This is a genomic window from Paenibacillus motobuensis (assembly GCF_039521865.1).
GTDB classification, from domain to species: domain Bacteria; phylum Bacillota; class Bacilli; order Paenibacillales; family Paenibacillaceae; genus Fontibacillus; species Fontibacillus motobuensis.
Map to the genome: position 1 here is coordinate 380,760 of NZ_BAAACX010000004.1, position 26,068 is coordinate 406,827.

Annotated in this window: 22 protein-coding genes and 1 other annotated feature; of the genes, 3 read left to right on the forward strand and 19 right to left on the reverse strand. The window is 47.5% G+C overall.

The genetic code is table 11. From position 1 onward, the window contains the following. Positions 1–17 precede the first annotated feature (17 nt). The 7 genes from polA to ABD014_RS03125 form a co-directional block, all read right to left on the reverse strand. Positions 18–2,678, reverse strand: a complete 2,661-nt coding sequence (gene polA, locus ABD014_RS03095; protein ID WP_343857268.1) for a DNA polymerase I — start codon at positions 2,676–2,678, stop codon at positions 18–20. Positions 2,679–2,821: 143 nt separating this feature from the next. Beyond that, on the reverse strand, positions 2,822–3,481 hold the full coding sequence (phoU, locus tag ABD014_RS03100) for a phosphate signaling complex protein PhoU (protein WP_343857270.1): 660 nt from the start codon (positions 3,479–3,481) through the stop codon (positions 2,822–2,824). 17 nt (positions 3,482–3,498) lie between these two features. Continuing rightward, complete coding sequence (gene pstB, locus ABD014_RS03105) at positions 3,499–4,287, reverse strand: phosphate ABC transporter ATP-binding protein PstB (RefSeq protein ID WP_343857271.1); 789 nt, start codon at positions 4,285–4,287, stop codon at positions 3,499–3,501. Positions 4,288–4,460: 173 nt separating this feature from the next. Continuing rightward, a complete protein-coding gene (locus ABD014_RS03110; RefSeq protein ID WP_343857273.1) occupies positions 4,461–5,624 on the reverse strand; it encodes a methyl-accepting chemotaxis protein in 1,164 nt (387 codons plus the stop codon). 151 nt (positions 5,625–5,775) lie between these two features. After that, positions 5,776–6,504, reverse strand: a complete 729-nt coding sequence (locus ABD014_RS03115) for a response regulator transcription factor (protein ID WP_343857276.1) — start codon at positions 6,502–6,504, stop codon at positions 5,776–5,778. Positions 6,505–6,700: 196 nt separating this feature from the next. Then, complete coding sequence (gene pnpS / locus ABD014_RS03120) at positions 6,701–8,503, reverse strand: two-component system histidine kinase PnpS (protein WP_343857278.1); 1,803 nt, start codon at positions 8,501–8,503, stop codon at positions 6,701–6,703. Next, positions 8,504–10,057, reverse strand: coding sequence for a fumarate hydratase (locus ABD014_RS03125; RefSeq protein ID WP_343857280.1), 1,554 nt, complete (start codon positions 10,055–10,057; stop codon positions 8,504–8,506). 166 nt (positions 10,058–10,223) lie between these two features. Between ABD014_RS03125 and yfbR the strand changes: the two genes are divergently transcribed. After that, positions 10,224–10,823 (forward strand): 5'-deoxynucleotidase, encoded by a 600-nt coding sequence (gene yfbR / locus ABD014_RS03130; RefSeq protein WP_343857283.1) that lies wholly within the window; start codon positions 10,224–10,226, stop codon positions 10,821–10,823. A gap of 149 nt (positions 10,824–10,972) precedes the next feature. On the opposite strand, the gene ABD014_RS03135 is transcribed toward yfbR, so the two are convergent. The 4 genes from ABD014_RS03135 to ABD014_RS03150 all read right to left on the reverse strand — a co-directional run bounded on the left by ABD014_RS03135 (position 10,973) and on the right by ABD014_RS03150 (position 15,087). Then, complete coding sequence (locus ABD014_RS03135; protein WP_343857286.1) at positions 10,973–11,842, reverse strand: SDR family oxidoreductase; 870 nt, start codon at positions 11,840–11,842, stop codon at positions 10,973–10,975. Between the two features lie 167 nt (positions 11,843–12,009). After that, entirely contained in the window at positions 12,010–12,435 is a 426-nt protein-coding gene (locus tag ABD014_RS03140) for a hypothetical protein (protein WP_251408922.1), read from the reverse strand. Between the two features lie 147 nt (positions 12,436–12,582). Continuing rightward, positions 12,583–13,881, reverse strand: a complete 1,299-nt coding sequence (gene icd, locus ABD014_RS03145) for an NADP-dependent isocitrate dehydrogenase (protein WP_343857291.1) — start codon at positions 13,879–13,881, stop codon at positions 12,583–12,585. Positions 13,882–13,974: 93 nt separating this feature from the next. Then, the gene (locus ABD014_RS03150; RefSeq protein ID WP_343857294.1) at positions 13,975–15,087 is read right to left on the reverse strand and encodes a citrate/2-methylcitrate synthase; all 1,113 of its coding nucleotides are present in this window, start codon (positions 15,085–15,087) and stop codon (positions 13,975–13,977) included. Between the two features lie 350 nt (positions 15,088–15,437). On the opposite strand from ABD014_RS03150, the gene ytvI reads away from it, so the two are divergent. Next, positions 15,438–16,556 (forward strand): sporulation integral membrane protein YtvI, encoded by a 1,119-nt coding sequence (ytvI, locus tag ABD014_RS03155; protein WP_343857296.1) that lies wholly within the window; start codon positions 15,438–15,440, stop codon positions 16,554–16,556. 23 nt (positions 16,557–16,579) lie between these two features. On the opposite strand, the gene argS is transcribed toward ytvI, so the two are convergent. The 8 genes from argS to ABD014_RS03195 all read right to left on the reverse strand — a co-directional run bounded on the left by argS (position 16,580) and on the right by ABD014_RS03195 (position 24,415). Next, complete coding sequence (gene argS / locus ABD014_RS03160) at positions 16,580–18,331, reverse strand: arginine--tRNA ligase (RefSeq protein WP_343857298.1); 1,752 nt, start codon at positions 18,329–18,331, stop codon at positions 16,580–16,582. A 61-nt stretch (positions 18,332–18,392) separates the two neighbouring features. Then, positions 18,393–18,622: a binding site (T-box leader), on the reverse strand. Positions 18,623–18,705: 83 nt separating this feature from the next. Then, positions 18,706–19,098 (reverse strand): FxsA family protein, encoded by a 393-nt coding sequence (locus tag ABD014_RS03165; protein WP_343857300.1) that lies wholly within the window; start codon positions 19,096–19,098, stop codon positions 18,706–18,708. A gap of 89 nt (positions 19,099–19,187) precedes the next feature. Next, positions 19,188–19,607: an acyl-CoA thioesterase gene (locus ABD014_RS03170; RefSeq protein ID WP_251407564.1), complete on the reverse strand. Its 420-nt coding sequence runs from the start codon at positions 19,605–19,607 to the stop codon at positions 19,188–19,190. A 124-nt stretch (positions 19,608–19,731) separates the two neighbouring features. Next, entirely contained in the window at positions 19,732–21,153 is a 1,422-nt protein-coding gene (pyk, locus tag ABD014_RS03175) for a pyruvate kinase (RefSeq protein ID WP_343857304.1), read from the reverse strand. A 123-nt stretch (positions 21,154–21,276) separates the two neighbouring features. Next, on the reverse strand, positions 21,277–22,374 hold the full coding sequence (locus ABD014_RS03180; RefSeq protein WP_343857306.1) for an acetyl-CoA carboxylase carboxyltransferase subunit alpha: 1,098 nt from the start codon (positions 22,372–22,374) through the stop codon (positions 21,277–21,279). Then, positions 22,375–23,268: an acetyl-CoA carboxylase, carboxyltransferase subunit beta gene (accD, locus tag ABD014_RS03185; RefSeq protein ID WP_343857308.1), complete on the reverse strand. Its 894-nt coding sequence runs from the start codon at positions 23,266–23,268 to the stop codon at positions 22,375–22,377. Between the two features lie 268 nt (positions 23,269–23,536). Further along, positions 23,537–23,725 (reverse strand): glutamate decarboxylase, encoded by a 189-nt coding sequence (locus tag ABD014_RS03190; RefSeq protein WP_068780313.1) that lies wholly within the window; start codon positions 23,723–23,725, stop codon positions 23,537–23,539. Positions 23,726–23,926: 201 nt separating this feature from the next. Further along, on the reverse strand, positions 23,927–24,415 hold the full coding sequence (locus tag ABD014_RS03195; protein ID WP_127001168.1) for a phosphatidylglycerophosphatase A family protein: 489 nt from the start codon (positions 24,413–24,415) through the stop codon (positions 23,927–23,929). A 623-nt stretch (positions 24,416–25,038) separates the two neighbouring features. Between ABD014_RS03195 and ABD014_RS03200 the strand changes: the two genes are divergently transcribed. Continuing rightward, complete coding sequence (locus ABD014_RS03200) at positions 25,039–25,710, forward strand: DUF559 domain-containing protein (RefSeq protein WP_343857360.1); 672 nt, start codon at positions 25,039–25,041, stop codon at positions 25,708–25,710. The last annotated feature ends 358 nt before the right edge of the window (positions 25,711–26,068 follow it).

Sequence of the window (26,068 nt, forward strand, 5' to 3'; positions counted from 1 at the left end):
TTTCAACAGGTTCCTTGTCATTTTGCTTCATACCAATTCACACCGCTGCTAACCTCAGCCTTAAGCGGTACGGACAATTCAAGCGCCCGTTCCATCGTCTCAGGGACAATCGTTGTCATTAGCTCCATCTCCTCAGGCGGAACCTCAAATACCAATTCATCGTGTACCTGAAGCAGCATGCGGCTCTTTAAGTTATGTTCCCGCAGCGCATCATCCATCAGGATCATAGCCAACTTAATAATATCCGCAGCTGTTCCCTGGATTGGCGTATTCATCGCTGTACGCTCCGCGAATGAACGCAGATTGAAGTTGGAAGCATTAATCTCCGGCAAATAACGTCGGCGCTCCAGCAATGTTTTTACATAGCCATTATGCTTCGCTTCCTTAACAATGTCATCCATATATGCCCGAACACCCTCGAAGGCGTCAAAATATTGATCGATAAACCTTGCCGCTTCCTTACGTGTTATATTCAAATTCTGGGATAGGCCATAATCGCTGATCCCATACACAATCCCGAAATTGACCGCTTTGGCTGAACGGCGCATATTCGCATCTACCTGATCGGCAGCGACCCCGAATACATCCATCGCAGTCTTTGTGTGGATGTCCATATCATGCAGGAAAGCCTCCTGTAAGCCCTTATCCCCTGAAATATGCGCAAGGACGCGCAGCTCGATCTGAGAATAGTCGGCAGATAACATGAACCAGCCTTCTTCCGAAGGAATAAATGCTTTACGAATCTTCCGTCCTTCCTCCAGACGAATCGGAATGTTCTGCAAATTCGGGAACTGACTGCTTAACCGACCAGTTGCAGCGATCGTCTGCCGGAAATAAGTATGCACCTTTCCCGTCTTCGGATGAATTTCCTTAAGCAATCCTTCGATATAAGTAGACTGCAGCTTGGCAAGCTGACGATATTCCAGGATATACTGCACGATATCATGATAAGGCGCTAGCTTCTCCAACACCTCAGCATCTGTAGAATACCCGGTCTTCGTCTTCTTGATCACTGGGAGCTGAAGCTTATCGAACAGAACCTCACCCAATTGCTTCGGCGAGTTCAAATTGAACTCCAATCCGGCTCTTTCATAGATCTTCGCAATAAGCGTGCTAATCTGCGCCTCGAACTCGGCCCCTAAGTCGATTAAGGTATCACGGTTCACGGCCACGCCCTGCTTCTCCATATCAGCCAAGATCCGCGATAGTGGCATCTCTAATTCATAGAACAAGCGATTCATTTCAACCTGTTCGAGTTCTTCCTTCTGCAGCGGCAAAATCTGCAATAGAGCTGCACTTTTACGCGCTAAATGCTGACTAAGGCGATCCTGGTCGGGAACCTTGAACTTGGCCCCTTTTCCATATACCTCTTCATCTGCTGCAACGGCACCAATACCATATTTTGCAGCCAGGCCGCTTACGGTCTGGTCATTATTTGTCGGATCCAGCAAATAGGCAGCAAGCTGAATATCATACTCGGCTCCACCGAAGGCAACTCCCTGCCAATGCAAGGTGAGATCTCCCCGATGCAGATCATATCCATGCTTCTTGATACTCTCATCGCCAAGCCATTTAATGACTGGCGACGCATACTCAGCCTGTAATATTTCCGGGCTCAGGTAGAAATGATGGTCCTCTGTTGACAGAATGACACCCATTAATACCGCTTGATGCGGATTCTCCCCATAGGACTCCACCATCATATTCTGCACCTGTGGCAACGCTTCAACAAGCTGCTGTATCGTCTCGGCATTGATGATCGTAACCTGTACCTCTTTCAGGCTCTGGCCTCCGTCTTCAGCCTCTTCGTCACTGCCGGGAGCGAAGGATAGGCGCTCAAGCAGCGATTTGAACTCCAGCTTGCGCAGCATTTGCGCCGCCGGCTCTTCCAATACTCCGCTGAAGGCCATGTCATCCCAGGAACGCTCGACAGGAACCTCGCGGAATATCGTTGCCAGCTGCTTGCTCATCCGAGCATCTTCCGCATGGCTCACCAGATTTTCCTTCATCTTACCCTTCAATTCATCCGTACGGGCCAAAACTTCCTCTACGGATCCGAACTGATGAAGCAGCTTCAGAGCGGTCTTCTCACCGATTCCCGGAACACCGGGGATGTTATCAGATGCGTCTCCCATGAGGCCTTTCAAATCAATAATCTGCTCCGGACGCAGACCATATCTCTCTTCTATCTCCTGAACACCGTATGGTTCAACCTCGGTGATTCCTTTACGAGTAAGCGCCACCTTCACCCGATCCGAGACAAGCTGTAGCATGTCCTTGTCACCGGTGACGACCAGCACATTGTGGCCGGCTTCTTCGGCTTGCTTACTCATCGTACCGATAATATCGTCGGCCTCATAGCCCGGCAGCTCAAACCAGGCAATCCCGAAGCTCTGGAGCAGTTCGCGCATAATTGGAAATTGCTCAGACAACTCTGGTGGAGTCTTCTCGCGGCCACCTTTATATTCCTGATAGCCCTCATGGCGGAATGTCTCCTTACCCGCATCAAAAGCTACCAGAATATGACTGGGCTGCTCCTCCTGGAGCAAACGCAACAGCATATTGGTGAAGCCATAAACCGCATTCGTATGCACACCACTGGAGCTGGTCAGAGGCGGCATCGCAAAGAAAGCACGATATATAATACTATTCCCATCAATAAGAATCAATTTTTCCATGTGACACCTCGTCCTTATAGTACGTGTTCATAAACAACCTCTTATAGATACTACTTCCTTATATTCTAACACATGGCATCCTTATAATAAAAAAGAAAGCGCCGGAGAATTATCCGGCACTTTTCGACAAAAATGGTATGCGATTAGTGGTTAAGGTCAGGACGATGCCCTGTCACTAAATATACAGCACTCTCCCCGATATTCGTAGCATGATCGGCAATCCGTTCTATATAACGGCCGACCAAGGTTAAGGACATGGCCTGATGCAGCGATTCAGGATGATCGATAATAATCTTATATAGATCGGTTATAGTCTGACTGTACAGATGATCGACTTCATCATCGTCCTTAGCCATTTTATAAGCCAGGTCCGTATTCTCGTCCAGATAGGATTGCAGCGACTCTTGAATCATTGCTACAACGAGCTCGGCAAGTTTTGGAATGTCCACAAGCGGCTTGATCAATGTCTGACCTTCAAGACGAAGTGTCACCTTGGCGATATCAATCGCTAGATCCCCCATCCGTTCCAAGTCACTGGAGATCCGGAAAGCAACTAAAATTCTACGCAAATCCTTAGCTACCGGCTGCTGTGTAACGATAAGACGCGAGCCGATCTCCATCACCTGCTCCTCCATCTGGTTCAGCTCACGGTCGCGATCTATGATGTCTTTGGCCCGCTTGGAATCCAGACTCTTCAAGGCAGCAACAGATTCAACCAGCGCATGCTCCACATGCTCCCCCATCTTCTGCAGCAATTCACGGAGCTCATTCAAATTCTGATCAAACTCTCGTCTTTGTATCATTCATAATCCTCCTTATGTCAACCGAAGCGGCCGGAAATGTAATCCTCAGTACGAGAATCCTGCGGCGTCGAGAACAATTTGCTCGTCTCATCAGCTTCAATAATCTCACCATTCAAGAAAAATACAGTTTTATCCGATACTCTGGCTGCTTGGTGCATATTGTGTGTGACCATCACTATCGTGTATTTATCTTTCAGCTGTTGAACCAGTTCCTCGATCTTGAGTGTAGAGATCGGGTCAAGTGCGGCAGTAGCTTCATCCATCAATAGAATATCAGGATGCACGGCAATCGCTCTGGCGATGCACAAGCGCTGCTGCTGTCCACCGGACAGGCTTAAGGCCGATTTCTTCAAGAAATCCTTAACCTCATCCCACAGAACGGATTGGCGCAGGCTCTGCTCCACAATTTCATCTAGCTCGGCCTTGTTCGTAATTCCGTGCAGACGCGGACCGTAGGCTACATTATCATAAATCGATTTAGGAAAAGGGTTCGGCTGCTGAAATACCATACCGACCTGTTTCCTGAGTGTCTCGACTTCCACGTCCTCACCGTAAATATCTTTGCCGCCGATACGTACGGTTCCTTCAACTCGGGTTCCGGGGATCATATCATTCATTCGGTTCAACGTCCGGAGCAGCGTGGACTTCCCGCAGCCCGACGGACCGATAAAGGCCGTAATTGCCTTCTCCGGAATATCGAGCGACATATTCTTGAGAGCCTGAAACTGATTATAAAATAAATTTAATTGTTCGATTTGTATAGCCGTTGCCGTCGATACTGCATTTGGTGCTGTTATCGTTGCCATCTCATCCACCTTCTTTAGTTAAACCTTCACATTGCCTTATTGTATCTCACTTATGTAAAAGAGAATGACCGGAAATGTAAACGCAATGTAAAAACTGCTTTGTAAGATTATAAATGAGTGTGATCAATATGAGTTCAAAAAATTCAGTTTTATACTTTGTGATCAAAAGTGGACTACATAAGAGAGGTCAGATTATGGAGCACATCCCCTGTAATCCTTGTCGCTTCAGTAGAGGAGTCTGACATCTCCCTGCCGCGGTCCTTGGCGATATCGGCTGAGTCCGCCAGATCACGGAAGGTCTCATCCGCTTTGCCTACACGCTCATTGCTTACGCTCATCTCATAAGAAGTTGATGATACAGCAGAAGCCGTCTGCTCGATCAAGGTATGGATAATATCCAAACCATGTCCGATATCCTCGGAGAATTGCTTGGTCGATTGGGCCAGCTGACGCATCTCATTAGCCACTACGGAGAAGCCTTGACCATATGCTCCTGCACGTGCAGATTCAATTGAAGCATTGATGGCAAGTATTTTACTGCGTTCCGACAGCTCCCGGATCGAGGCTGTAAAAGATGAGATTTCATCCGTCTGCTCAAGCAACTGGGTTACAAGACCTTGCTGCTGCTTCATCATCTCCAGCACATGAGAGAATGAAGTCTTAAGCTCCTCTAGCTCGGAACGGCCCGTCTTCGCCAGATAGCTCATCTTCTGCGACTCACTCAGACTTAACTGAGAGATCGATGATACTTGCTGGACCGAGCTGGCAATTTCCAGTACATGAGATTGGCTTTCCTGAATTACACGGCTGCGAAGCTGATCGGTCATGCGTTCCAATTCTCGTGAGATAAGCATCAGATCCTGGGTCGTCAAAACTCCAAACAATTTCCTCTGCTTCGTCACAATCAGACAATCATAGAATTCGGCATCATGGCGTTCCAAGGCAGCGTCCAGCAGCATACGTGCAGGAGTAGATCTCTCGCAAATGAGCGACTCCTTCTCCGCGAACATGACTGCAGGGCGATCGTAGAACAAATCTGCTGCAAACCGGCTAGCAAGATGCTTATAAAATTTATCGCGCATGATCAATCCAGTTGGTATGTTACTATCGTCACAAGAGACCACGCACGGAAGGGCAGGATTATTTTGAAATATATGCAGAACTTGCTGGCATGATGTACTATCGGATATAGCTGGAACATTTCTTGTGTACGAGGCGATTTCGATCTGACTTTTCTCAATCGTAGCTGCCTCTGGCTGGTCATTTTTCGTATCCTGCAATTCGTCATGCTTGCTCTCCTGTAATTGCGGTTCTATTACCAACGTATCGTATCCCATGCTCAACCACTCCTCAATGGTATGTATATACATGTTTTTTTACATTTTAATACTCTTTAGTTCGCAGAATGTTAGTGATTCTTAAGATCTATGTAAAATTACTCAAAAATAGGATTTAAGGCCCAAAAAAAAGAGGTGCCCCATGGAATGATTACCCATGCAGAGCACCCTTTTTCTTATTTACAACCAGCTTATATCCAACACCGCGAATCGAGTCGATATGCACCGATTCGGGATCAAGCTCCAGCTTCTTCCGCAGCGAGCTGACATGAACGTCCACCGTGCGCTGTCCGCCGATATAATCAAAGCCCCATACCGAGTTCATCAGGTCGTCCCGCGTAAGCACAACCCCTGGCTTACGAGCCAAGTATAGCAAAACCTCAAATTCCTTCGGCCTTAGCGTAATCGCTTCGCCATTCAATACGACTTCGTATTTGTCCGGGAAGATCGCCAGCGGTCCGAGCGATATCTTTGCTTCGTCCTGCTCCTGCTGAGGTTCCCTCTCCTCTATTCCCGTCGACCTTCTCAGCACCGCCGCAACCCTGGCAAGCAGTTCAGCCACACCGAACGGCTTTGTAATATAATCATCGGCCCCAGACTTCAAGCCTTGTACTACCTCTTCCTCCGCATTCTTCGCGGTCAGGATAATAATCGGTGTCTTCACACCCATCTGCCGCAGCTTGGCCAGTACCTCAAATCCGTTCATCCCCGGCAGCATCAGATCAAGCAGAATCAGATCAAATTCTCCTTGTGCCGCAATATCAAAGCCAAGTTGTCCATTTTCCGCAACCGTAACCTGATAACCCTCATTGGTCAGATTGTAGGAAAGAAGCCTTGATAACGTCGGTTCATCTTCAATTACTAGCAGTCGTTGAGTCATATTAACCCCCATATTTCAAGAATGCCTGTTACTGTCGATTCGTAAAATGACTATACAACTTAACATATCCATACCGGACGGATATAGCCAGGAGAAGGGGCTCCATACTTGGACCCATTCCTCCTGACAAGCCCAGCATAGCACCACAATGTTAACGCAGTGTAAAATAATGATAAAAATTAACGACATACCAGATTTATGCTAAATTTTGTGTAATCGGTAGTTCGACGATAAAGGTTGTTCCCTCGCCGACCCGGCTCTCCACCATAATCGTCCCGTGATGAAGATCGACCAGATGCTTGACGATCGATAAACCGAGTCCTGTACCGCCTGAGCTGCGCGATCTCGCCTTATCAACGCGATAGAAGCGCTCGAAGATACGTGGCAGATCCTTCTTTGGAATCCCGATCCCCGTATCACTCACAGATATCCTTACCCGCTCATCCTCATGATCATCATCTGAGTTGACGATTTCGGCTTCAACCTTAACCCTGCCACCTTCCAGTGTGTAGCTGATCGCATTCGATAACAGATTCATAAATATTTGCCTGAGCCGATCCTCATCCCCTTCAAGGAACAGATGCTCCGGAACATTATTGTTCATAATAATCGACTTGCGAGAAGCTGTCGGAAGCAACACTTCGTATATGCGGTTGATCAATTCCTTCAGCTGAATCGGTGAATATTCAAGCGGAATCAGCTTGGACTCAATCTTCGACAGATCCAGAATATCGCCGATCAGCCGATTCAGCCGATCTCCTTCATCATAAATAATCTGCAGGAAGGATCGTTCTGTCTCCTTATCCTCCACACCACCGCTAAGCAGTGTCTCTGCGAAGCCCTTCACCGCGGCGATGGGTGTCTTCAATTCATGTGAGACGTTCGCGACAAATTGACTTCGCATCGTCTCCAGGCGGCGGATCTCCGTAACATCCTGCAGCAGGAAGAGCATCCCCCGGTATTTGCCATCATCCTCGAACATCGGCACCCGCTCGAACTGCAGCGTGCGCTGTTCGGGATCATATACGTTTCGTTCTTCCTTGAGGTACTCCTTCGTGTCCATGCCCTCAGCCATAAACTGCTGAAAGTCATGATTCCGCTTCAGCTCCAAATACGATTTGCCGATGAATTTTTCCTGATTCACATGAAGAAAATGCTCCGCTTCCCGGTTCATAAGAGCGACACGTCCATCCGCTTCGACCATTAGAATACCGCCAACCATATTCGTGAGAACGCTCTGCAACAAATCCTCGTTATAACGGATCACTTTCATCTGCTCTTGCAGACTGCCAGCCATTCGATTGATAGCCAGCCCCAGCTGTCCGATCTCATCACGCCGCGATAATAGCACCCTCGCATCATAATCGAGCCGTGAGATCCGGTTCGCCACCACAGTAATATGCTCCAGTGGCTTCGTTAATCCTTTTGATATCCGGTAGCTGACTAGAGTTGCAGCTAAGAATAACAACAGCAGACCGCCCACCATCATGAGCCAGCCTTTATTCAGATCCCTCTCAACCATTCTGAGGCTCATCGACAGGCGAATATAGCCATCGTAGCTTCCGTCCTCAGAAGTAACATGCTTGGCAACATAGAGCATATTCTCACCGATCGATTCACTGAAGCGGATCGAACTGCCAATATTCCCCTTGGCTGCCGAGATGATTTCTTTACGCTGCAAATGATTGTCCATCTTGGAGGGGGACATTTCTGAATCTCCAATAACTGTCCCATCCAGAGCGATAAAGGTTACCCTGGAATCAATCAGATTCTCGAGCTTCCTCGATTGCTCCGAGTAATATTCCTCCACCCTATTCGAGTCAACAGGTTTGAATTGGAACGTACTCTGAAGCAGATCAATTTCCCGGGACATATTCTCTTCTAACGCCCGGATATGTGAATCTCTAAATAGCTGGGCCATCGTCAATCCTGCCGCCAGCATCGAAATGCCGATCAGGCCCATTAATATGATGGTTAATCGTGTTCGAAAAGTCTTCATCTATTTAAATACCACTTCTTTAAAAGAAGCCAGCTTCTCCTTCGACGCTTGTTCTACGCCTGCATGCAGGCTGTCACCATGCGAGTCCATCGTCACGATCGCAGCAAATCCTTCGACTTCCAAATGCCACATCGCTTCCGGAACGCCAAATTCAAGGAAGTCAACACCGTTCACCTGCTTGAAGCATTCTGCATAATATTGCGCCGCTCCACCGATCGCATTCAAATATACGCCTCCATGCTCCTTCAGTGCTGCGAGCGTCCTTGGCCCCATTCCGCCTTTGCCGATCACCGCACGAATACCAAACTTTTTGATAATCTCTGCTTGGTAAGGCTCCTCCCGGATACTCGTCGTCGGTCCAGCCGCCTTCACATGCCAGCCTTCTTCATCCTTAAGCATTACCGGTCCACAGTGGTATATAACCGCTCCGTTAAGGTCCACCGGTGCATCATGATCAAGCAGATATTTATGCAGAGCATCCCGACCGGTATGCATCTCGCCTTGGATAATAACGACATCACCGACGCGCAGGCTACGGATTTGTTCTTCGGTGATCGGAGTCTGCAGCACGATCTCACGAGACTGGGACGCTGCAGTCTGTTCAGAAGTGTGGTCAGCTACTTGAGGGACGGCCTGTTGTGTAGACTGATCCTCATTACCCCGTTCATAGATCCATTTATCGATTCCACCTGTAGCTGGATCGATCTCTACGCCTTGACGACGGAAAGCCCAACAGTTGTACGCTACCGAGACGAAGAAGCTCGCCGGCAAGCGGTTCGCCGCGCCGATCTTGCAGCCTAATAACGTAACCTCGCCGCCAAAGCCCATTGTCCCGATCCCAAGCTCATTCGCTTTATCCAGAATATAATCCTCCAACCGTTGTAGATCGGAGTTCGGGTTCACATCTTCTACAGTACGGAACAATTGCTGTTTGGCCAGTTCATAGCCCGTCGTTCTGTCACCACCGATGCCAACTCCAATAAATCCGGCACTACATCCTTGTCCTTGTGCCTGATATACGGCATGCAGAATGCATTTACGGATACCGTCCAGGTCTCGGCCAGCACGTCCAAGTCCTTCAAGCTCTGTCGGCAGAGAATATTGAATGTTCTTATTCTCACAACCACCGCCTTTGAGGATCAGACGCATATCTATATAATCATTCTCCCACTGTTCAAAATGAACCACCGGCGTGCCCGGACCCAGATTATCACCGCTATTCTCCCCTGTCAGCGAATTAACAGAATTCGGGCGCAGCTTACCCTCCTTAGTCGCTCTTTGCAGCGCAGCATGGATGGCTCTCTTAATCTCAAGCTGATTAACGCCTATCGGTGTATGAATAATAAAGGTAGGCATCCCTGTATCCTGACAGATCGGAGACACTTGTTCTTCGGCCATAGTTATGTTCTTCGAGATCGTTGACAGAGCCAGCCCAGCCCGTGTCGCTTGATTCTCCCGCGCTTTTCCCCGATTAATCGCCCGCCGTACATCGCCTGGTAAATTCGTCGAAGTTTCAACAATCAATTCATAAATACTCTCTTGAATTTGTTGCATAGACCACGCTCTCCTCTCGATTGTCCAAAATGACACAAAAGCATTACAATCATTGCATGCTGCCGATAGCTTTATCCTCTTCAATAGTTTTATAATAACATAGTACAATGTTTCAGGTTACAAAATTATACAGACTTTCCCCTAAAAAAAGAGAGGTTTATCACTGATGAATTATCATTTTTCCGCTTATATGTATCGTCTGCGCTCGATCAAGCGGTGGAGTCTGATGCGGAGCACCACTGAAGAAAATGTAGCTGAGCATTCATTCCATGTCGCGCTGCTCACGCATCTGTTATGCGAAATCGGCAATAAGCTGTTCCAACGTCAGCTGAATGCGGAACGCGCTGCGACGCTGGCATTGTTCCATGATGCCACAGAGGTATTCACCGGCGATATTCCAACCCCAGTAAAGCATCATAATCCGAAGCTGCTCGGCAGCTTCCGCGAGATGGAGAGCATTGCCGGTGAGCGCTTGCTATCTATGGTTCCGCCGGAGCTTCGTTCCAGCTATCAGGTCATGCTGTTCCCTAACGGAGCAGATACGAACCCTTCGGATGCTGAGTTGTTCAAATATGTCAAAGCGGCCGACAGCCTCGATGCATATTTGAAATGCACCTGGGAGCTTACCTGCGGCAATCGGGAGTTCGCCGTCGCGAAGGAACAGCTCCATGACAAGCTGGATAAGCTGAACCTGCCGGAAATCGGCTACTTCCTGGAGCATTTTGCCCCTGGATTCGAGATGACGCTTGATGAGCTGTCCGAGTAACCGGAATGTTAATTAGCATCAAATAGCGATACCCAGTTTCGTTAGAATATGTTCTAAGCAATATTAAGCCCTCCTGATCAAGCTTCTTCAGAAGAAGCATAATCAGGAGGGCTTTTGAATTCCTAGAGCTTGCTCTGCTTCACACTCTGTTAGCCGTTAACGATCTCCCCGCCGTTAATATGGAGTACTTGCCCGCTCATGTAGGAGGAATCGTCGCAAGCTAGATAGACATACGCCGGGGCGAGTTCCTCCGGCTGGCCAGGTCGCTGCATCGGAGTGTCCCCGCCGAACTTGGATACTTGCTGCTCATCGAAGGTCGAGGGGATCAGCGGCGTCCAGATCGGGCCCGGGGCCACTGCATTGACACGAACCCCCGTCTTGCCCACGATGTTCATCGACAGGGCACGAGTAAAGCTGACAATCGCCCCCTTCGATGCCGAATAGTCAATTAACGTTGGGTTGCCCCTGTAGGCGGTTATAGAAGCAGTGTTAATAATCGCACTGCCCTTCTTCATATGCGGTAACGCCGCCTGAGTCAGATAGAACATGCCAAATACATTCGTGCGGAATGTCTTCTCAAGCTGCTCGGAGGTAATGGCGGCAATATCCTGCTGTGGGTGCTGCTCGCCAGCATTATTTACGAGAATGTCCAGGCCTCCCAGTTGGTCTACGGTTTGCTGCACAGCCTGCTTCGCAAAAGTCTCATTCCCGATATCCCCTGGGATCAGCAGACATTTTCTGCCTTCCTGCTCAACCTCTCGCTTCGTCTTCGCGGCATCCTCATGCTCACTTAAATAGACAACGGCGATATCTGCTCCTTCTTTGGCATAAGCAACGGCAACCGCCCTCCCTATGCCGCTGTCAGCGCCGGTGATTAGAGCTATTTTATTCATCAGCTTACCGGCCGCTTTGTAGGGTCCCTCATAGTCCGGCAGGGGATTCATCTTATGCTCCAACCCAGGCTGTTGATTCTGATGCTGTGGCGGCATCGTCGGTTTACTCTGTCCACTACTAGCCATATCGATATGTCGCTTCCTTCCTGTTCAGTTATTGTCCATCTATATTAAGATGGGCCTGGGGAAGCAGGTTATGCGGTCCTGCACATGACAAAATCAAAAAACTCCCGATCACCATCCGATAGATGAAGACCAGGAGTTCTAAACTTAACTTAGTATGATATAGAAGTTTAAATGATAGAGCTGAATACCATGAAGAAGCTGATCAGGAGTACAAGCAGCGCTACGACATAGCTCAACGTAGCTAGCTTGCTGCTCTCAGCGGAAATGCTGCGATTCGCCCGGATCCCTTCAATCGCCAGACGCAGCGGTTTACCCATAATACCGCCTACAGCGCCGATGCCAAGGAACAAGATGACAATAATGATCATCCAAGGTACGGAATATTCTCCCTTACTGATCATATACCCGCCACTCAATAATTGAATGACAAGGCCAATTTGTGCGAAGGTGTTCAGCGATTTCACAGCGCTCATTGTTCCTTCCTGCGCGGCAGGGGACAATTTGTTAACTTTCGCCATTACAAAAGGCAGCACCAGGTAGAACCCTAACGCCAAGGTGCCTACGATATGCAGAAATAGCATAAATTTATACAACTCCATCATCCTTCCAAAATAAATTAGATTTATTACAATCTATTATACCTATCATTGCCAATAAATAAAAGGAGCCTCCTACCAAAGGAGACTCCTTCCTCTTGAAGACTACTAACTAGAATAACGAGCGTTCTTCTAGGCTCCCTATTATTTCATATTATTAATGACGTGATCGGCGAATTCCGAGCATTTCACTTCAGTTGCGCCTTCCATCAGACGGGCAAAATCATAAGTTACCGTCTTGTTGTTGATCGAAGTCTCCAGACCGTTATAGATCAGGTCAGCCGCTTCCTGCCAGCCCAAGTGCTCAAGCAGCATAACGCCAGACAAAATGACCGAGCCCGGATTTACCACGTCCAGATCCGCATATTTCGGAGCCGTACCATGCGTAGCTTCAAAGATGGCGTGTCCTGTTACGTAGTTGATATTCGCTCCTGGAGCAATGCCAATCCCGCCTACTTGCGCTGCCAGAGCATCGGACAAGTAGTCACCGTTCAAGTTCAGCGTTGCAATCACATCAAAATCAGTCGGACGAGTCAATACCTGTTGCAAGGCAATATCGGCGATCGCATCCTTAATGATGATCTTGCCGGCTGCTTGCGCATCCTGCTGCGCCTTGTTGGCTGCATCTGTTCCGGATTGCTCCTTGATGCGGTCATATTCAGCCCATGTGAATACTTTATCGCCAAACTCGGCTTCAGCCACTTCATAGCCCCAATTTTTAAAGGCGCCTTCTGTGAACTTCATAATGTTCCCTTTGTGAACGAGGGTTACGCTCTTGCGGTTATGCTTGATCGCATACTCAACTGCCGCGCGAACCAACCGCTTCGAACCTTCCTCCGATACCGGCTTAATGCCGATTCCTGAAGTCTCAGGGAAACGAATTTTATTAACGCCCATCTCATTTTGCAGGAAGCTGAGCACTTTCTTCACTTCTTCAGAGCCTTCCTTGTATTCGATGCCTGCATAGATATCCTCTGTATTCTCACGGAAAATGACCATATCTACCAGCTCCGGACGCTTCACTGGAGAAGGTACACCGTCAAAATAACGTACAGGACGCAGACATACATACAGGTCAAGCTCTTGGCGCAGCGCCACGTTCAAGGAGCGAATCCCCCCACCGATCGGGGTCGTAAGCGGCCCTTTGATCGCCACAATATACTCACGGATTGCATTCAGCGTATCAGCCGGTAGCCACTCTCCGTATGTATTGAAGGCTTTTTCCCCTGCAAACACTTCGTACCAGGCGATCTTCTTCTCGCCGTTATAAGCCTTCTCTACCGCAGCATCCAATACGCGCTTGGACGCTCTCCAAATGTCACGGCCTGTTCCATCCCCTTCAATGAACGGGATAACTGGGTTGTTAGGAACTTGCAATTTGCCGTTATCGATTACGATTTTTTCTCCTTCTGTTGGAAGGTCAAACTTAGAAAGTTGCAGCATGTTTATAGGTTCCTCCTCGTATATATTGAATGAACAGGCTATTCACCTGTTCTCATTCTAACATAACTGGCGGGAAGAATTCCCGCCAGACCATTATCTTAGATCGATTGGAATATATTTCTGATTAATAAGACCCGTGTATTCAGCGCGCGGACGAATAATCCGGTTATCGTCAAGCTGTTCGAGAATATGTGCAGACCAACCGGACAAGCGGCTGATCGCGAAGATCGGAGTAAATAAATCGGATGGAATTCCAAGCATGGTATATACCGAAGCAGAATAGAAATCGACATTCGGTCTGAGGCCCTTCTGGCCTGTTACCAATTCTTCAATTCTTGATGACATTTCAAATAAGGTAGAGTCTCCCTTAAGCAAGCCGAGCTGTCGAGACATCTTCTGCAGATGCTTGGCACGCGGATCGCCGTTCTTGTATACGCGATGTCCAAAGCCCATAATCTTTTCTCTGTTCGCGATCTTATTCAGAATATAAGACTCTACATTATCAAGGCTGCCGATTTCGGACAGCATCTTCATCACGGCTTCATTCGCACCACCATGCAGCGGTCCCTTCAAGGTTCCAATCGCAGCCGTAATCCCCGAATAAATATCCGAGAGCGTCGCAATGGTCACGCGAGCCGAGAAGGTTGAAGCATTCAGCTCATGATCAGCATGCAGCACAAGCGCCTGGTCCAGAGCTTTGACTGCTACGACATCCGGTTCTTCACCGGTCATCATATACAGGAAATTGTGCGCGATCGATACATTCTGCAATGGAGCAAGTGGCTCCTTGCCTTCGCGAATCCGGGCAAAAGCGGCAATAATCGTAGGAATTTGCGCCTGTAATTTAATCGCCTTGATCTGATTGCTTTCTCTGGAGATATCATCCGCATTCTCATCATATAGAGCTAGTGCCGATACGGCTGTACGCAAAACGGCCATCGTGTTAGCATCAGACGGGAACAACTTCAATTGGGCCAGCAATGGCCCCGGAATAGCCGCATAATCACTCAACTGCTGCTGTAGGAAAGCAAGCTGGGTCTGAGTTGGCAGCTTCCCATACCATAGCAGATAAGCAGTCTCTTCGAAACTTGCCCGTTCCGCCAGATCATCGATATTAATACCTCGATAAGCCAGCACGCCATCATGTATGGAGCTGATTGAGGAAGTCGCAGCGACAATACCCTCAAGTCCTTTGGTAGCTGTCATGTACATCTCTCCTTCAAATACGAAATTGGGAAAATAAACCATTGAAAACATTTTCAATTTTGAAGTTTAAAATTTTCGTAATATAGCATCGTGGATGAAATATTAGGGAGGATCTGACACTAAAACTCTTTTAAATAATCATACTGGATTTCTTGGAGCAAGGGAACAACTTGAGTCATGATAGACACATCAAATTATTTTTTCACATATATAAAGAAATTTTTGTAATCTCTTCCGAATTGCAACGACAAAAGTCACATCATCCAATAAATATTGTTTCTGTAATACTAATTTCGGAAGAGAAATAGAAATAGAGTAAAACCTGTCCAGTCCAAAGGGGAGGGATACGAATGGATTACGTTGTTGTAAAACGAATACTGCGTGGTGCCTGGGTATGTCTTGCGGTGCTGATGATCTGCCTTTTATTTTACTGGGTTCTGCCGCTCATCTACCCCTTTCTGATCGCATGGATTATCGCCTATGCTATGAATCCATTCGTACGTTGGATGCAAGAGACATTGAGGCTGCCTCGCTGGGCTTCTGTCATACTGGCCATTCTTGTCTACTTCTCGGCCGGAGCCATCGTCATTACAGCAGCCGTCACCCGTATGGTTAAGGAAATGATCCATCTTGCCGACACCGCTAATGAGCATATCGGGGAGTGGCGTGATCAGTTCATATCCTGGGGCCAGAACGAGGAGCTGCAGCGGCTGTTTAATGAAATAAATTCTTTTATCGTACGGAATCCAGGCTACGGTGACACTTTCACCAAAAATATTGATAATGCCGCGTTAACGATTAGCAATGCAATTTCCAGAATCATTACTAGCTTCCTGAACGGTGTTATCAACGTGGTTACCTCATTGCCCAGTCTAGGCCTTATTCTGTTAATCATCCTGCTATCTGCCTTCTTCATTAGCAACGGTTGGGACAAGAACAAACGCATGATCCTTGGAATTATGCCTAAGGGATGGTTCAAAATGGGGGGTATTATACGGAGTAATCTGCAAATGGCGCTATTCGGATACCTGCGGGCCCAGTTCATTATGATCTCGATTACTGCCTTCGTTGTCTGCATCGGACTTCTCATCCTGCGAGTCGATTCGCCGGTTACTTATGCCATTCTGATCGGGTTAGTCGATTTGCTTCCTTACTTAGGCGTCGGCACGATTCTCATCCCTTGGCTCGTCTACGCCTTCATGACTGGCAACATTGCTCTTGGCATCGGTCTTTCTATTTTATACGGAGTTGTTCTTGTGTCCAGACAACTGATCGAGCCCAAGGTGCTGGCTACCAGCGTCGGACTCGATCCATTGCCTACTCTGATCTCTTTGTTCGTCGGCTTGCGGCTGTTCGGTGTACTCGGGCTTATTATCGGCCCTGTCTCCCTTGTCGTTATTAATGCCGTTATTAAAGCCGGCGTCTTTCATGAGTTGAGGGACTATATCATGAACGGAAGAGCGCAATAATGCCTAGCGGCTCCCCTCTACAGCTACATCTCCTCTGGTGCTTGTAATCCGATCAGATTGAATCCATTTTTAAGTGTAATTTGTACGCATTTAACCAAGGCAAGACGAGCCGTTCTTAGCCTCTCATCTTCCACGAGAATTGGACAATCATGATAGAAGCGATTGAAGGCCTGAGCCAAGTCAATCAAATAGCGAGTAACGATCGACGGCTCCAGCTTGGCTGCGGCTTGTACAGTTCGTTCCGGGAACAAGGCTAATTCTTTTAATATGGCGATCTCGGTAGGATGCTGCAGCTTGGCAGGATCGAATTGTTCAGCAAGTAGTAAGGCATCAACTATTGCCTTTCCGGCAAGCTGATCTCCGGCCGCTTTGCGCAATACACTGCAGGTTCTCGCATAGCAATACTGCGCATATGGCCCCGTCTCGCCCTCGAAGCTAAGCGCATCATCCCAGGAGAAGACGATATCCTTAATCCGGTTCGCACTCAAGTCATTGAAGATGACAGCGCCAACTCCGACCTGACGAGCTACCTCATCTTTATTTTGCAGCTGGGGATTCTTTACTTCGATAATCTCCTTAACCTTCTCAATCGTCTGCTCCAGTACTTCCTCCAGCTTCACGACATTTCCTTTACGGGTCGATAAGCTCATGCCCTCCAGAGTTACTCGGCCAAAGGGAACATGAATCATCTCATCTTCTGCCCAGTCATAGCCCATCAGCCCTACAACCTTGAACAATTGCGCAAAATGCAAATTCTGTGCATAGTCCGTAACATACAGTGCTTTGTCGAATGAATAAGTCTGCTTACGGTAGAGCGCCGCCGTCACATCACGGGTATGGTAAAGGGTGCTACCATCCTTCTTCAACATCAAAGCCGGAGCCATGTTGTATTGATCCAGACGAACGAGCCAGGCTCCTTCATCCTCCTCAAGAAGCTGCTTATCCTTCAGTTCCTGGATGACCGGCTCCATCTTATCGTTATAGAAGCTCTCCCCTGTAAAATAATCGAATTCTACACCGAGCAGATCATATATTTTCTGGAACTCAGCCAGGCTGATATCGACAAAGCGCTGCCAAAGGGCCAACACTTCCTCATCACCTTGCTCCATCTTCAGGAAGCAGGCTCTCGCTTCATCCTCCAGACCAGGATCATGTTCTGCTTCCTTATGGAACTTCACATACAGACCAAGCAGTTCATCTATCGCCCCTTCCTCCAGCCGTGCTTCATCCCCCCACAGTCGATAGGCGACAATCAATTTGCCGAACTGGGTGCCCCAGTCGCCTAGATGATTAACACCGATGGATTGATAGCCTAAAAAGGAATGAATTCGATACAGCGCATTGCCGATGACCGTTGAACGCAAATGGCCAACGTGAAATGGCTTGGCGATATTGGGCGAAGAGAAATCGATCACAATCGTCTTCCCGGCGCCGATGTCTCTAGATCCGTAACGCTCTCCGGCGTTAAGAATCGTAAGCACGACGTTCCCAGCGAGGTAGCTCTGCTTCAGGAACAGATTTAAGTATCCGGACACCGCCTCGATCCGGTCGATGAATTCATCTCCTTCTGCCTTCGCCTCTAACGCTTCTTTCAATTCAGTGGCAATTTGCATCGGAGACTTCCGCAGCTTCTTGCTAAGTTTGAAGCAGGGCAGGGATAGATCCCCCAGCGATTCCTCCTTCGGATACTCCAGCATCGCCATAATCTCCTGTGCAGGAGTATCAGTCAACAGTCCGGAGATCCATTGCGCAATCTTTGATTTTGCCATATCCATTTACTTCAGCTCCTTATCGCTATATCCAAAAATGATAAATAAAAAAGCCCCTCATCTCTATTGAAGAGACGAGAGACTTATGTTCCCGCGGTACCACTCTACGTGCTGGACCTACTGATCCAACCTGCTTAAGGCTGGTTAACGTCCAGCTGCCGGATCTCCCTACTCACCTTAGCTTCAGAAGATCATCTCCCGGGTGCGCTTCACTCATCCTGTTCTGCACCGGCTTGCACCGTCCCGGCTCGCTATTTGCAGGTTAGTATGAGCTACTCTCCCGATCGTAGAATTTCATATAAAGGAAGTTCAAAAAGTACTGAAAACCGACCTTTTTGAACAAGTAATTTTAAATATTGTATACATGAAACCATCATAAGTCAACGACGATAAAATGTGATCGAACCATCCTTCATCTTCTTCTCTATCCATTTCAAGAGCAGCTTCCGGTAGATCAGACGAGTGAGCGGGAACACCATCGTAAACCCAATTATGTCCGTGACAAAGCCGGGAATCAGCAGCAGAATTCCGCCGAAGAACACACACATTCCATCCAACATCGTGCGTCCGGGAATCTGCCCGCCATTCATTTGCGATTTCGCATCTGCCATGACCTTGCTGCCTTCGAACTGCATCATCAAGCCGCCGATAATCGAAGTCGCAACGGTCAGGAAGATCGTCCTGCCTACGCCCAGCCTTCCTCCAACCTCAACATATCCCCAAAACTCTACAATTGGAAATAATACAATCAAAACGGCAATCCATTTGCGCATAAATAACTCCTTTTCACTAGCAAGTTTCTTCAGCAAGAAATTCCTATGAATCATATTTTACCGTTTTGAGACTCCAGAATCAAAATTGTTCAGGACTTGCTCGCTTTCTCAAATGCCGAGTACCATTCAGGAAACACTTTTTTGAATTGCACAGGCTTAAAGTCCTCACGTCTAACAACATAATGGACCGATGTACCTACGACACATAATGTCCCCTCTCCGTTAAATACTTCATAAGCATATTCGGTCTTAACTCCCCCGTTCTGCTTGATCCAAGTGCGAAGCAGCACCTCTTCACCATAACGGATTCCCCGCTTATACTCGACTTTCATCTCTTGAACCGGAGAGATGTAACCGGACTTCTCCATCTCGAAATAGCTTAAGCCAAGATCCTGGATTAACTTCAACCGGCCGGCTTCGAACCACTCCAAATAATGTGAGTGATAAATAATTCCCATCATATCATATTCAAAATATTTAGGCGTGATGCCGAGCTCACTTACATACATGCTCTATAATTCCTCCTCTTGTGCTTAATTATATCGATCTCTATTGAAAAAAAAGCAATGGCACACCGTCGCCGGTTGTCCCATTGCTTCTTATCTCTATGCACATAACCGTGCATCTTATAAATTAGTTATGAACTTGGCCAACTTTGATCAGGTTCGTCGAACCGGAGCTTCCAAGTGGAATTCCAGCCGTAATGACTACGAGATCTCCATCAACAACGACACCGGAATCAAGTCCGCCCTTCATAGCATTGTCGAACATTTCATCCGTAGATGTAGCTGTATGACCTTTAACCGGAATAACGCCCCAGTTCAAAGCAAGGCGACGCAAGGTTTGATCTTGAGTCGTTACAGCAATGATCGGTGCTTGTGGACGATACTTCGATACCATACGAGCCGTATAGCCTGTTTCTGTCGAAGTGATGATCGCCTTAGCGTTCAGTTCAAGCGCTGAAGTCGTTACAGCTTGGCTGATTGCTTCGGTAACGGTAGTCTCTTGAGCGATTCTTTGCTTCACGAGAATTCCATGATAGTCAAGCGCAGACTCAGCCTTCTCAGCGATGCGGGACATCGTCTGAACAGACTCTACCGGATATTTACCAGCAGCCGTCTCGCCGGAGAGCATGATTGCATCTGTGCCGTCAAGGATCGCATTCGCTACGTCACTTGCTTCAGCGCGGGTAGGTCTTGGGTTGCGCTGCATGGAGTCGAGCATTTGCGTTGCAGTAATAACTGGCTTACCAGCACGGTTACATTTCTCGATCATCAATTTTTGCACGAGTGGCACATCTTCAGCAGGAATTTCCACGCCAAGGTCACCACGTGCTACCATCAAGCCGTCAGACACTTCAAGGATTTCATCCAGGTTGTCCACACCTTGCTGGTTCTCAATCTTCGAGATAATTTGGATATGTGCTGCGTTTAAGCTTTCGAGCAGTTTACGAATTTCAAGTACGTCGCTTGCTTTACGAACGAAGGAAGCCGCAATGAAATCGATGCCTTGTTCAACCCCAAACTTGATATCGTTAGCGTCTTTCTCTGTAATACCTGGCAAAGAGATGTTTACGCCTGGAACGTTAACACCCTTCTTGCTCTTGATCGTACCGCCATTAACAATGCGGCATTTGATTTCCGTACCTTGAACTTCTTCAACGGTCAATCCGATCAAACCATCGTCGATCAGAATAGTCGAACCCACTTTCACATCTCCAGGAAGCTCTTTGTAGGTAATGGAGATACGGCTCTTGTCACCGAGGATTTCTTCGGTGGTCAAAGTGATGAACTCGTCTTGTACAAGTTCAATTGGCTCTTCTTTCAATTTACCGGTGCGAATTTCAGGACCTTTGGTGTCCAGCAGTATGGCGATCGTTTTCCCCAACTCTTTGCTCGCTTGGCGAATCGTCTTGATTCGGTTGCCATGCTCCTCAAAATCACCATGCGAGAAGTTCAGGCGAGCAACGTTCATTCCGGCCATGATTAATTTCTTGGTGTTTTCTAACGATTCACTGGAAGGACCGATAGTACATACGATTTTTGTTTTGCGCATTTTGGGTTTCCTCCGTTTTTAGGTTCTCTCTATACTTTTTTAATTCATCTTTTCCAACAACTAAATTTACTACAGTTTGACCGATTTGTATAGGGAATTTGTCATATTAACAATATAACTGTCCTATTCATTTCCTGAACCGGTAGATTCTATAACAACTTTGTCTTTATCTTCCGCATGTTTTTCGTCCAGCTCTTGCTTGACTTCCAGCACAGGCTCAGCAGTTGCCGCTTCATCGGAATTGGAAAGTTCGGCATAAGTTTCTGCCTTCTCCGTAAATTTGCCGATTTTACGAAACTTTCTGTAGCGATCCTCCAGCAGCTCGTCCGAATTCATAATGGACAATTCCTGCAATTGAATAAGCAACTCCTGTTTGATCGCTGTTGCGGTTGTCTCGTAATCACGATGAGCACCACCGCGTGGTTCAGGAATAATACCTTCGATGACTTCCATCTCCAACAGGTCCTGAGCAGTAATCCTCATCGCTTCGGCCGCCTTATCCGCCTTGGAGGCATCCTTCCACAAGATCGAAGCTGCTCCGTTTGGCGAGATCGCAGAATATATAGCGTTCTCCAGCATAAGAACACGGTTGCCGACACCAAGTGCTAGAGCGCCACCGCTGCCGCCTTCGCCAATAACTACACAAATCACAGGTACGCGAAGCCCAGCCATCTCCAACAGGTTGCGGGCGATCGCCTCGGATTGGCCTCTCTCCTCTGCTGTACTGCCTGGATAAGCGCCTTTGGTATCAATAAAGGTGATAACGGGTCTGCCGAACTTCTCAGCTTGATGCATCAGTCTCAGTGCCTTGCGGAACCCTTCCGGATGCGGGCTACCGAAGAATCGGGCGATATTGTCCTTCGTATCCTTACCGCGTTGCTGGCCGACGACCGTAACAGCGGTTCCATCCAGCTTAGCCAGACCGCCCACAATGGCTAGATCGTCTCCAAATTGACGGTCCCCATGCAGCTCAATGAAATCTTCAAAGATCAGGTTAATCAGATCCAACGAGGTTGGACGCTGATGATGTCTAGCCAGATGCATCTTCTGCGATGGCGTTATGTAGCTGTATATTTCTTCCTCCAGCTGCTTGTAACGTTCCTCCAGCCGTGCAACTTCATCGCTGAAATCGATTCCCTTCTCCTGGCCAAACTGCTTCAGTTCATTAATTTTCTCACGCAGTTTCACAAGAGGTGTCTCAAAAGGCAATTCTCCAGCCATTTATGCTCCTCCCTTCACGCTGTGCAAGTCGATCAATTTGGTCAGCATCGCCTTAAGCTCTTTACGATGAACTACGAGGTCTAACTGACCGTGCTGCAGGTTAAATTCCGCGGTCTGGAAATCATCTGGCAGCTTCTGACGAATCGTCTGCTCAATGACAATTCTCCCGGCAAATCCGAACACAGCTCCCGGCTCAGCGATGATAATATCACCAAGCATAGCAAAGCTGGCCGATACCCCTCCCGTAGTCGGATCGGTAATGACCGAAATGTAGAATCCACCCTGTTCATTATGGCGGGCTAAAGCTGCACTCGTCTTCGCCATCTGCATCAGACTGAGGATACTCTCTTGCATACGAGCCCCGCCCGATGTTGAGAAAATAATTATAGGAAGACGTTTGGCTGTCGCCGCTTCAATGGCGCGCGTAATTTTCTCGCCAACAGCCGAGCCCATGCTTCCCGTAAAGAAATCAAAACTCATTACAGCAACAACGACCGGAAATCCACCAATCGTTCCTTCACCCGTGACGACCGCTTCACGAAGTCCCGACTTCAGAGCCTGCTGCGCAAGCTTAGTCGCATATCCTGGGAATTCAAGCGGGTCTTCAGATACCAGATCCCGATCGTACTCGGTGAAGCTATCTTCATCCATCGTCATACGGATCCGTTCCATCGCGTTAAGGCGCATATGATAGCCGCAAGAAGGACATACCTTAAGGTTCTTCTCAAGCTCCTTGCTGTATTGTATGCTGCCGCAGCGGCTGCACTTATTCATCAGACCTTCTGGGATTTCACGCTTCGGCCGTTCCGCCGACGTAGCATTCGCGTCGCTCCCCAAACGTTCTGAAGGAATGGTCGCGTATTTTCTTTTTTTCTGAAATAAGTCTTTAAACACAGCTACACCTCTTCAGCCGTTAATTTATTATTAGTAAGTGTTCAAAAAGGCCGATTTTCAGCACCGAGAAGACTGGATAAAGCTAGGGCAAGAGTAGCCAGCGTACGTTTTGGTACGTGAGGATCTGAGATGTTTCCTCTTGAAAATGACTTCGCAAGCATCAGCTTAGGCCCGGCTAAATTCAAGGTTCGATGCCGAATGCATTTTTGAACTTCCTCTATTGCACCTGAAAACAAGGACATAACATGTAATGTTGTCTCCTTGTCATTTAGGGATGCAATATAGAATTCAATACTTCTTGAACTTCTTCCAGCTCCCCGGAAGGAACCAATATTTCAAACTGCTGTTTGGATAAATTAACAGGACGTGTTTGGACTAGAAAGCCTTCCTCTGTGAGTTTTGATTTGATCATTTCCGCAATCTTAGCGGTAGGAGCAATATACATTACGGTCCACATGCCCTACTCAAAGCCCCCTAACCTCTCAACTTAAGCCCGTATAATAGAGTAATGATAACATAATGTTCAAAAGTCCCGCAACAGAGCAAGGGAGTTAAAAGCAAGCCGGAGCCCGCATAAACTCCGGCATTTTATGACTTAATTAGGGGAAGTTCAACAAGTCCACCAGGCTTGTTAGAACAAGCATAATAAATCAATAAATCAACTCTTGGAGTAGTTTGTTGCCTTTTGACTTCTATGGGCGATCCGTGCCGAAGCAGCGGCAGCAAGCCCTGCAACAAGATCATCCAAATAAACATGAATATGATCTCCCTGATTGTTCAGTCTGCCGATCAAATCAGGCTTAACCTTGTCCAGATAACCGAAGCTCGTCAGCCCAATCATCCCAAACACACTAGTAATGCCCAGCGCCATTGTCTCATCCACGCCATATAGCGGTTCATCCGCTTCCATAATCGATTGCAGAGGCTCAGGGAGCAGCTTTTGCTCCGCCAGTTCATCCAGCGCAATTCCCGTAAAAAGCGTATACTGAACCTCGCGTTTTTGCAATACCGCCTTCACGCTATCATAGCATTGTTCTACCGTCAAATCATCATGATAAGGCAATTGAAGCTTATAAACAATCTTGGCAATCTCCTCAAGCTTGACTCCCCGTTTCAACAACTGCGCTTCCGCCAATTCAAATGACATGTTACCCCTCCTAAGATCTTCGTGTTGACCCTATTTACAAATGCAAAATGCACATTTATCATCCGCATATTCCCGCGCGAAATTACGAATTTCGAAATGTTCGCTGTGATCCTCTTTATGCCGAAAATTTTGCCGTTGCCTAGCCACCAAGTTCAACATATGTCCGATCAGTAACTTACGTTGCCTTTCGGTTATATCATCCATACAATCTTACTCTTAATATCCTTTTCCCAGCTGTACACGCGTGTTTATCACCCAGTTGCGAACCATCATCCCATGGACCCGCAAACGATTGCCCCCCGCTCCCTGTCCTCTCGTGTTCCTAAGTGTATGCAAGAGTCTCATAAAATGTTCATAAAAAACCTCTAATGGGGCTAGTCGATGATGAATAACCAAAACCCAAAAGTTTGGTTTTCTTGCGATATGGAATTTTAAAAAGCTTAGAGCCAGCAGGCAAAATAGCGGTTTAAATCAGCAGATTGTTTATAGCACCAACCTCACTCGAATTGGATAAATGCTCCAATTTATAATATAATGATGATCAAGTGACGAAGAACGTCCCGATCCATATTTGCTATGGAATCGGGGCGTTTTTTCTATTTAATAAGGAGGTTAAGATGACAATGGGATTTGAGGCGGCTCATTCGGATTTTATTCAAAATCATATAGTCCAGAGAACAGGTGAACGGAGAGGGCGTTTGGAACGAGGACATCGGGAAGCTGAAATACTGTTTTGCCGCAATGTTTGGTGGCCGCTGAGAGGCAACTTTAACGATCTACACCCTGAGTTTGAAGTGCTTGACTGGAGAGGAATCTCCTACTTTTGTGATTTTGCCTGGCTGCCGGGATATGTAAAGCTGATTATCGAGATCAAGGGATACGGTCCACATGTCCGGGATATGGACAGACAAAAATATTGTAATGAGTTGAATCGAGAAACATTCTTATCCGCCATGGGATATCAGGTGATCTCCTTCGCCTATGACGACGTCGCCCAGCGTCCTGAACTGTGCATGACATTATTGCGTATGGTGTTCAGCCGCTACAACTCCGCGGCCGCTACAAATGATCTGGAGACTATCACTGAACGGGAAATGATCCGTCTGGCCATCACCCTCGCCCGTCCTTTGCGACCGATAGATATAGTGAGACAACTCGATCTAAACCACCGTACCGCCGTTAAACTGCTCCAGACCCTTTGTACCAAAGGTTACTTCACCCCCATTGCCGGTAAGGAAGGCAGGCATATTGTTCGTTATGAATTGAATGCGGGGAAGATTCAGCGGTTGTTGTAAATTGGGTATAGTTCGATAAGGGTGAGGAATGGGGCTTGGGGTATAGAAGCGATGCTAGTAAGGTGCCAAATAGGCCGCTATAACGAGATTGTGAGGATTGCCGTTCGACGTGAGATAAAAACTGCAAAAATGCAGTTTTTCCTTCTCGGTAGAAGAAGAATATCGGAATTCATGCATACAAGCATCTTTTTTCAGCGAAAGTGAGGGATTTAGAGAATTTAAGTGAAAAAGCCTGCATCTTTGCAGGCTTTTATCCAAAATCAGGCGTTCTCGGAGAGAAAAACTGCATTATCCTCACGGCCCCCTAATAAAAGTGGAGTCTTTCCCTCCAATAAATTAGACTATTTATAAAGGGGAG

Excerpts from the sequence above, each read along its gene's own strand:
- phoU (WP_343857270.1), bottom strand. The coding sequence starts at position 3,481 with ATGATACAAAGACGAGAGTTTGATCAGAATTTGAATGAGCTCCGTGAA.
- ABD014_RS03135 (WP_343857286.1), bottom strand. The coding sequence starts at position 11,842 with ATGGCTAGTAGTGGACAGAGTAAACCGACGATGCCGCCACAGCATCAG.
- ABD014_RS03165 (WP_343857300.1), bottom strand. The coding sequence starts at position 19,098 with ATGCGCAAATGGATTGCCGTTTTGATTGTATTATTTCCAATTGTAGAG.
- ABD014_RS03125 (WP_343857280.1), bottom strand. The coding sequence starts at position 10,057 with ATGCAACAAATTCAAGAGAGTATTTATGAATTGATTGTTGAAACTTCG.
- pstB (WP_343857271.1), bottom strand. The coding sequence starts at position 4,287 with ATGGCAACGATAACAGCACCAAATGCAGTATCGACGGCAACGGCTATA.
- argS (WP_343857298.1), bottom strand. The coding sequence starts at position 18,331 with ATGGATATGGCAAAATCAAAGATTGCGCAATGGATCTCCGGACTGTTG.
- ABD014_RS03190 (WP_068780313.1), bottom strand. The coding sequence starts at position 23,725 with ATGTGGACCGTAATGTATATTGCTCCTACCGCTAAGATTGCGGAAATG.
- ABD014_RS03180 (WP_343857306.1), bottom strand. The coding sequence starts at position 22,374 with ATGGCTGGAGAATTGCCTTTTGAGACACCTCTTGTGAAACTGCGTGAG.
- polA (WP_343857268.1), bottom strand. The coding sequence starts at position 2,678 with ATGGAAAAATTGATTCTTATTGATGGGAATAGTATTATATATCGTGCT.
- ABD014_RS03150 (WP_343857294.1), bottom strand. The coding sequence starts at position 15,087 with ATGACAGCTACCAAAGGACTTGAGGGTATTGTCGCTGCGACTTCCTCA.
- ABD014_RS03195 (WP_127001168.1), bottom strand. The coding sequence starts at position 24,415 with ATGTCATTTGAATTGGCGGAAGCGCAGTTGTTGAAACGGGGAGTCAAG.
- pnpS (WP_343857278.1), bottom strand. The coding sequence starts at position 8,503 with ATGAAGACTTTTCGAACACGATTAACCATCATATTAATGGGCCTGATC.
- icd (WP_343857291.1), bottom strand. The coding sequence starts at position 13,881 with ATGCTGCAACTTTCTAAGTTTGACCTTCCAACAGAAGGAGAAAAAATC.
- ABD014_RS03115 (WP_343857276.1), bottom strand. The coding sequence starts at position 6,504 with ATGACTCAACGACTGCTAGTAATTGAAGATGAACCGACGTTATCAAGG.
- pyk (WP_343857304.1), bottom strand. The coding sequence starts at position 21,153 with ATGCGCAAAACAAAAATCGTATGTACTATCGGTCCTTCCAGTGAATCG.
- ABD014_RS03170 (WP_251407564.1), bottom strand. The coding sequence starts at position 19,607 with ATGTATGTAAGTGAGCTCGGCATCACGCCTAAATATTTTGAATATGAT.
- ABD014_RS03200 (WP_343857360.1), top strand. The coding sequence starts at position 25,039 with ATGGGATTTGAGGCGGCTCATTCGGATTTTATTCAAAATCATATAGTC.
- ABD014_RS03110 (WP_343857273.1), bottom strand. The coding sequence starts at position 5,624 with ATGGGATACGATACGTTGGTAATAGAACCGCAATTACAGGAGAGCAAG.
- ytvI (WP_343857296.1), top strand. The coding sequence starts at position 15,438 with ATGGATTACGTTGTTGTAAAACGAATACTGCGTGGTGCCTGGGTATGT.
- yfbR (WP_343857283.1), top strand. The coding sequence starts at position 10,224 with ATGAATTATCATTTTTCCGCTTATATGTATCGTCTGCGCTCGATCAAG.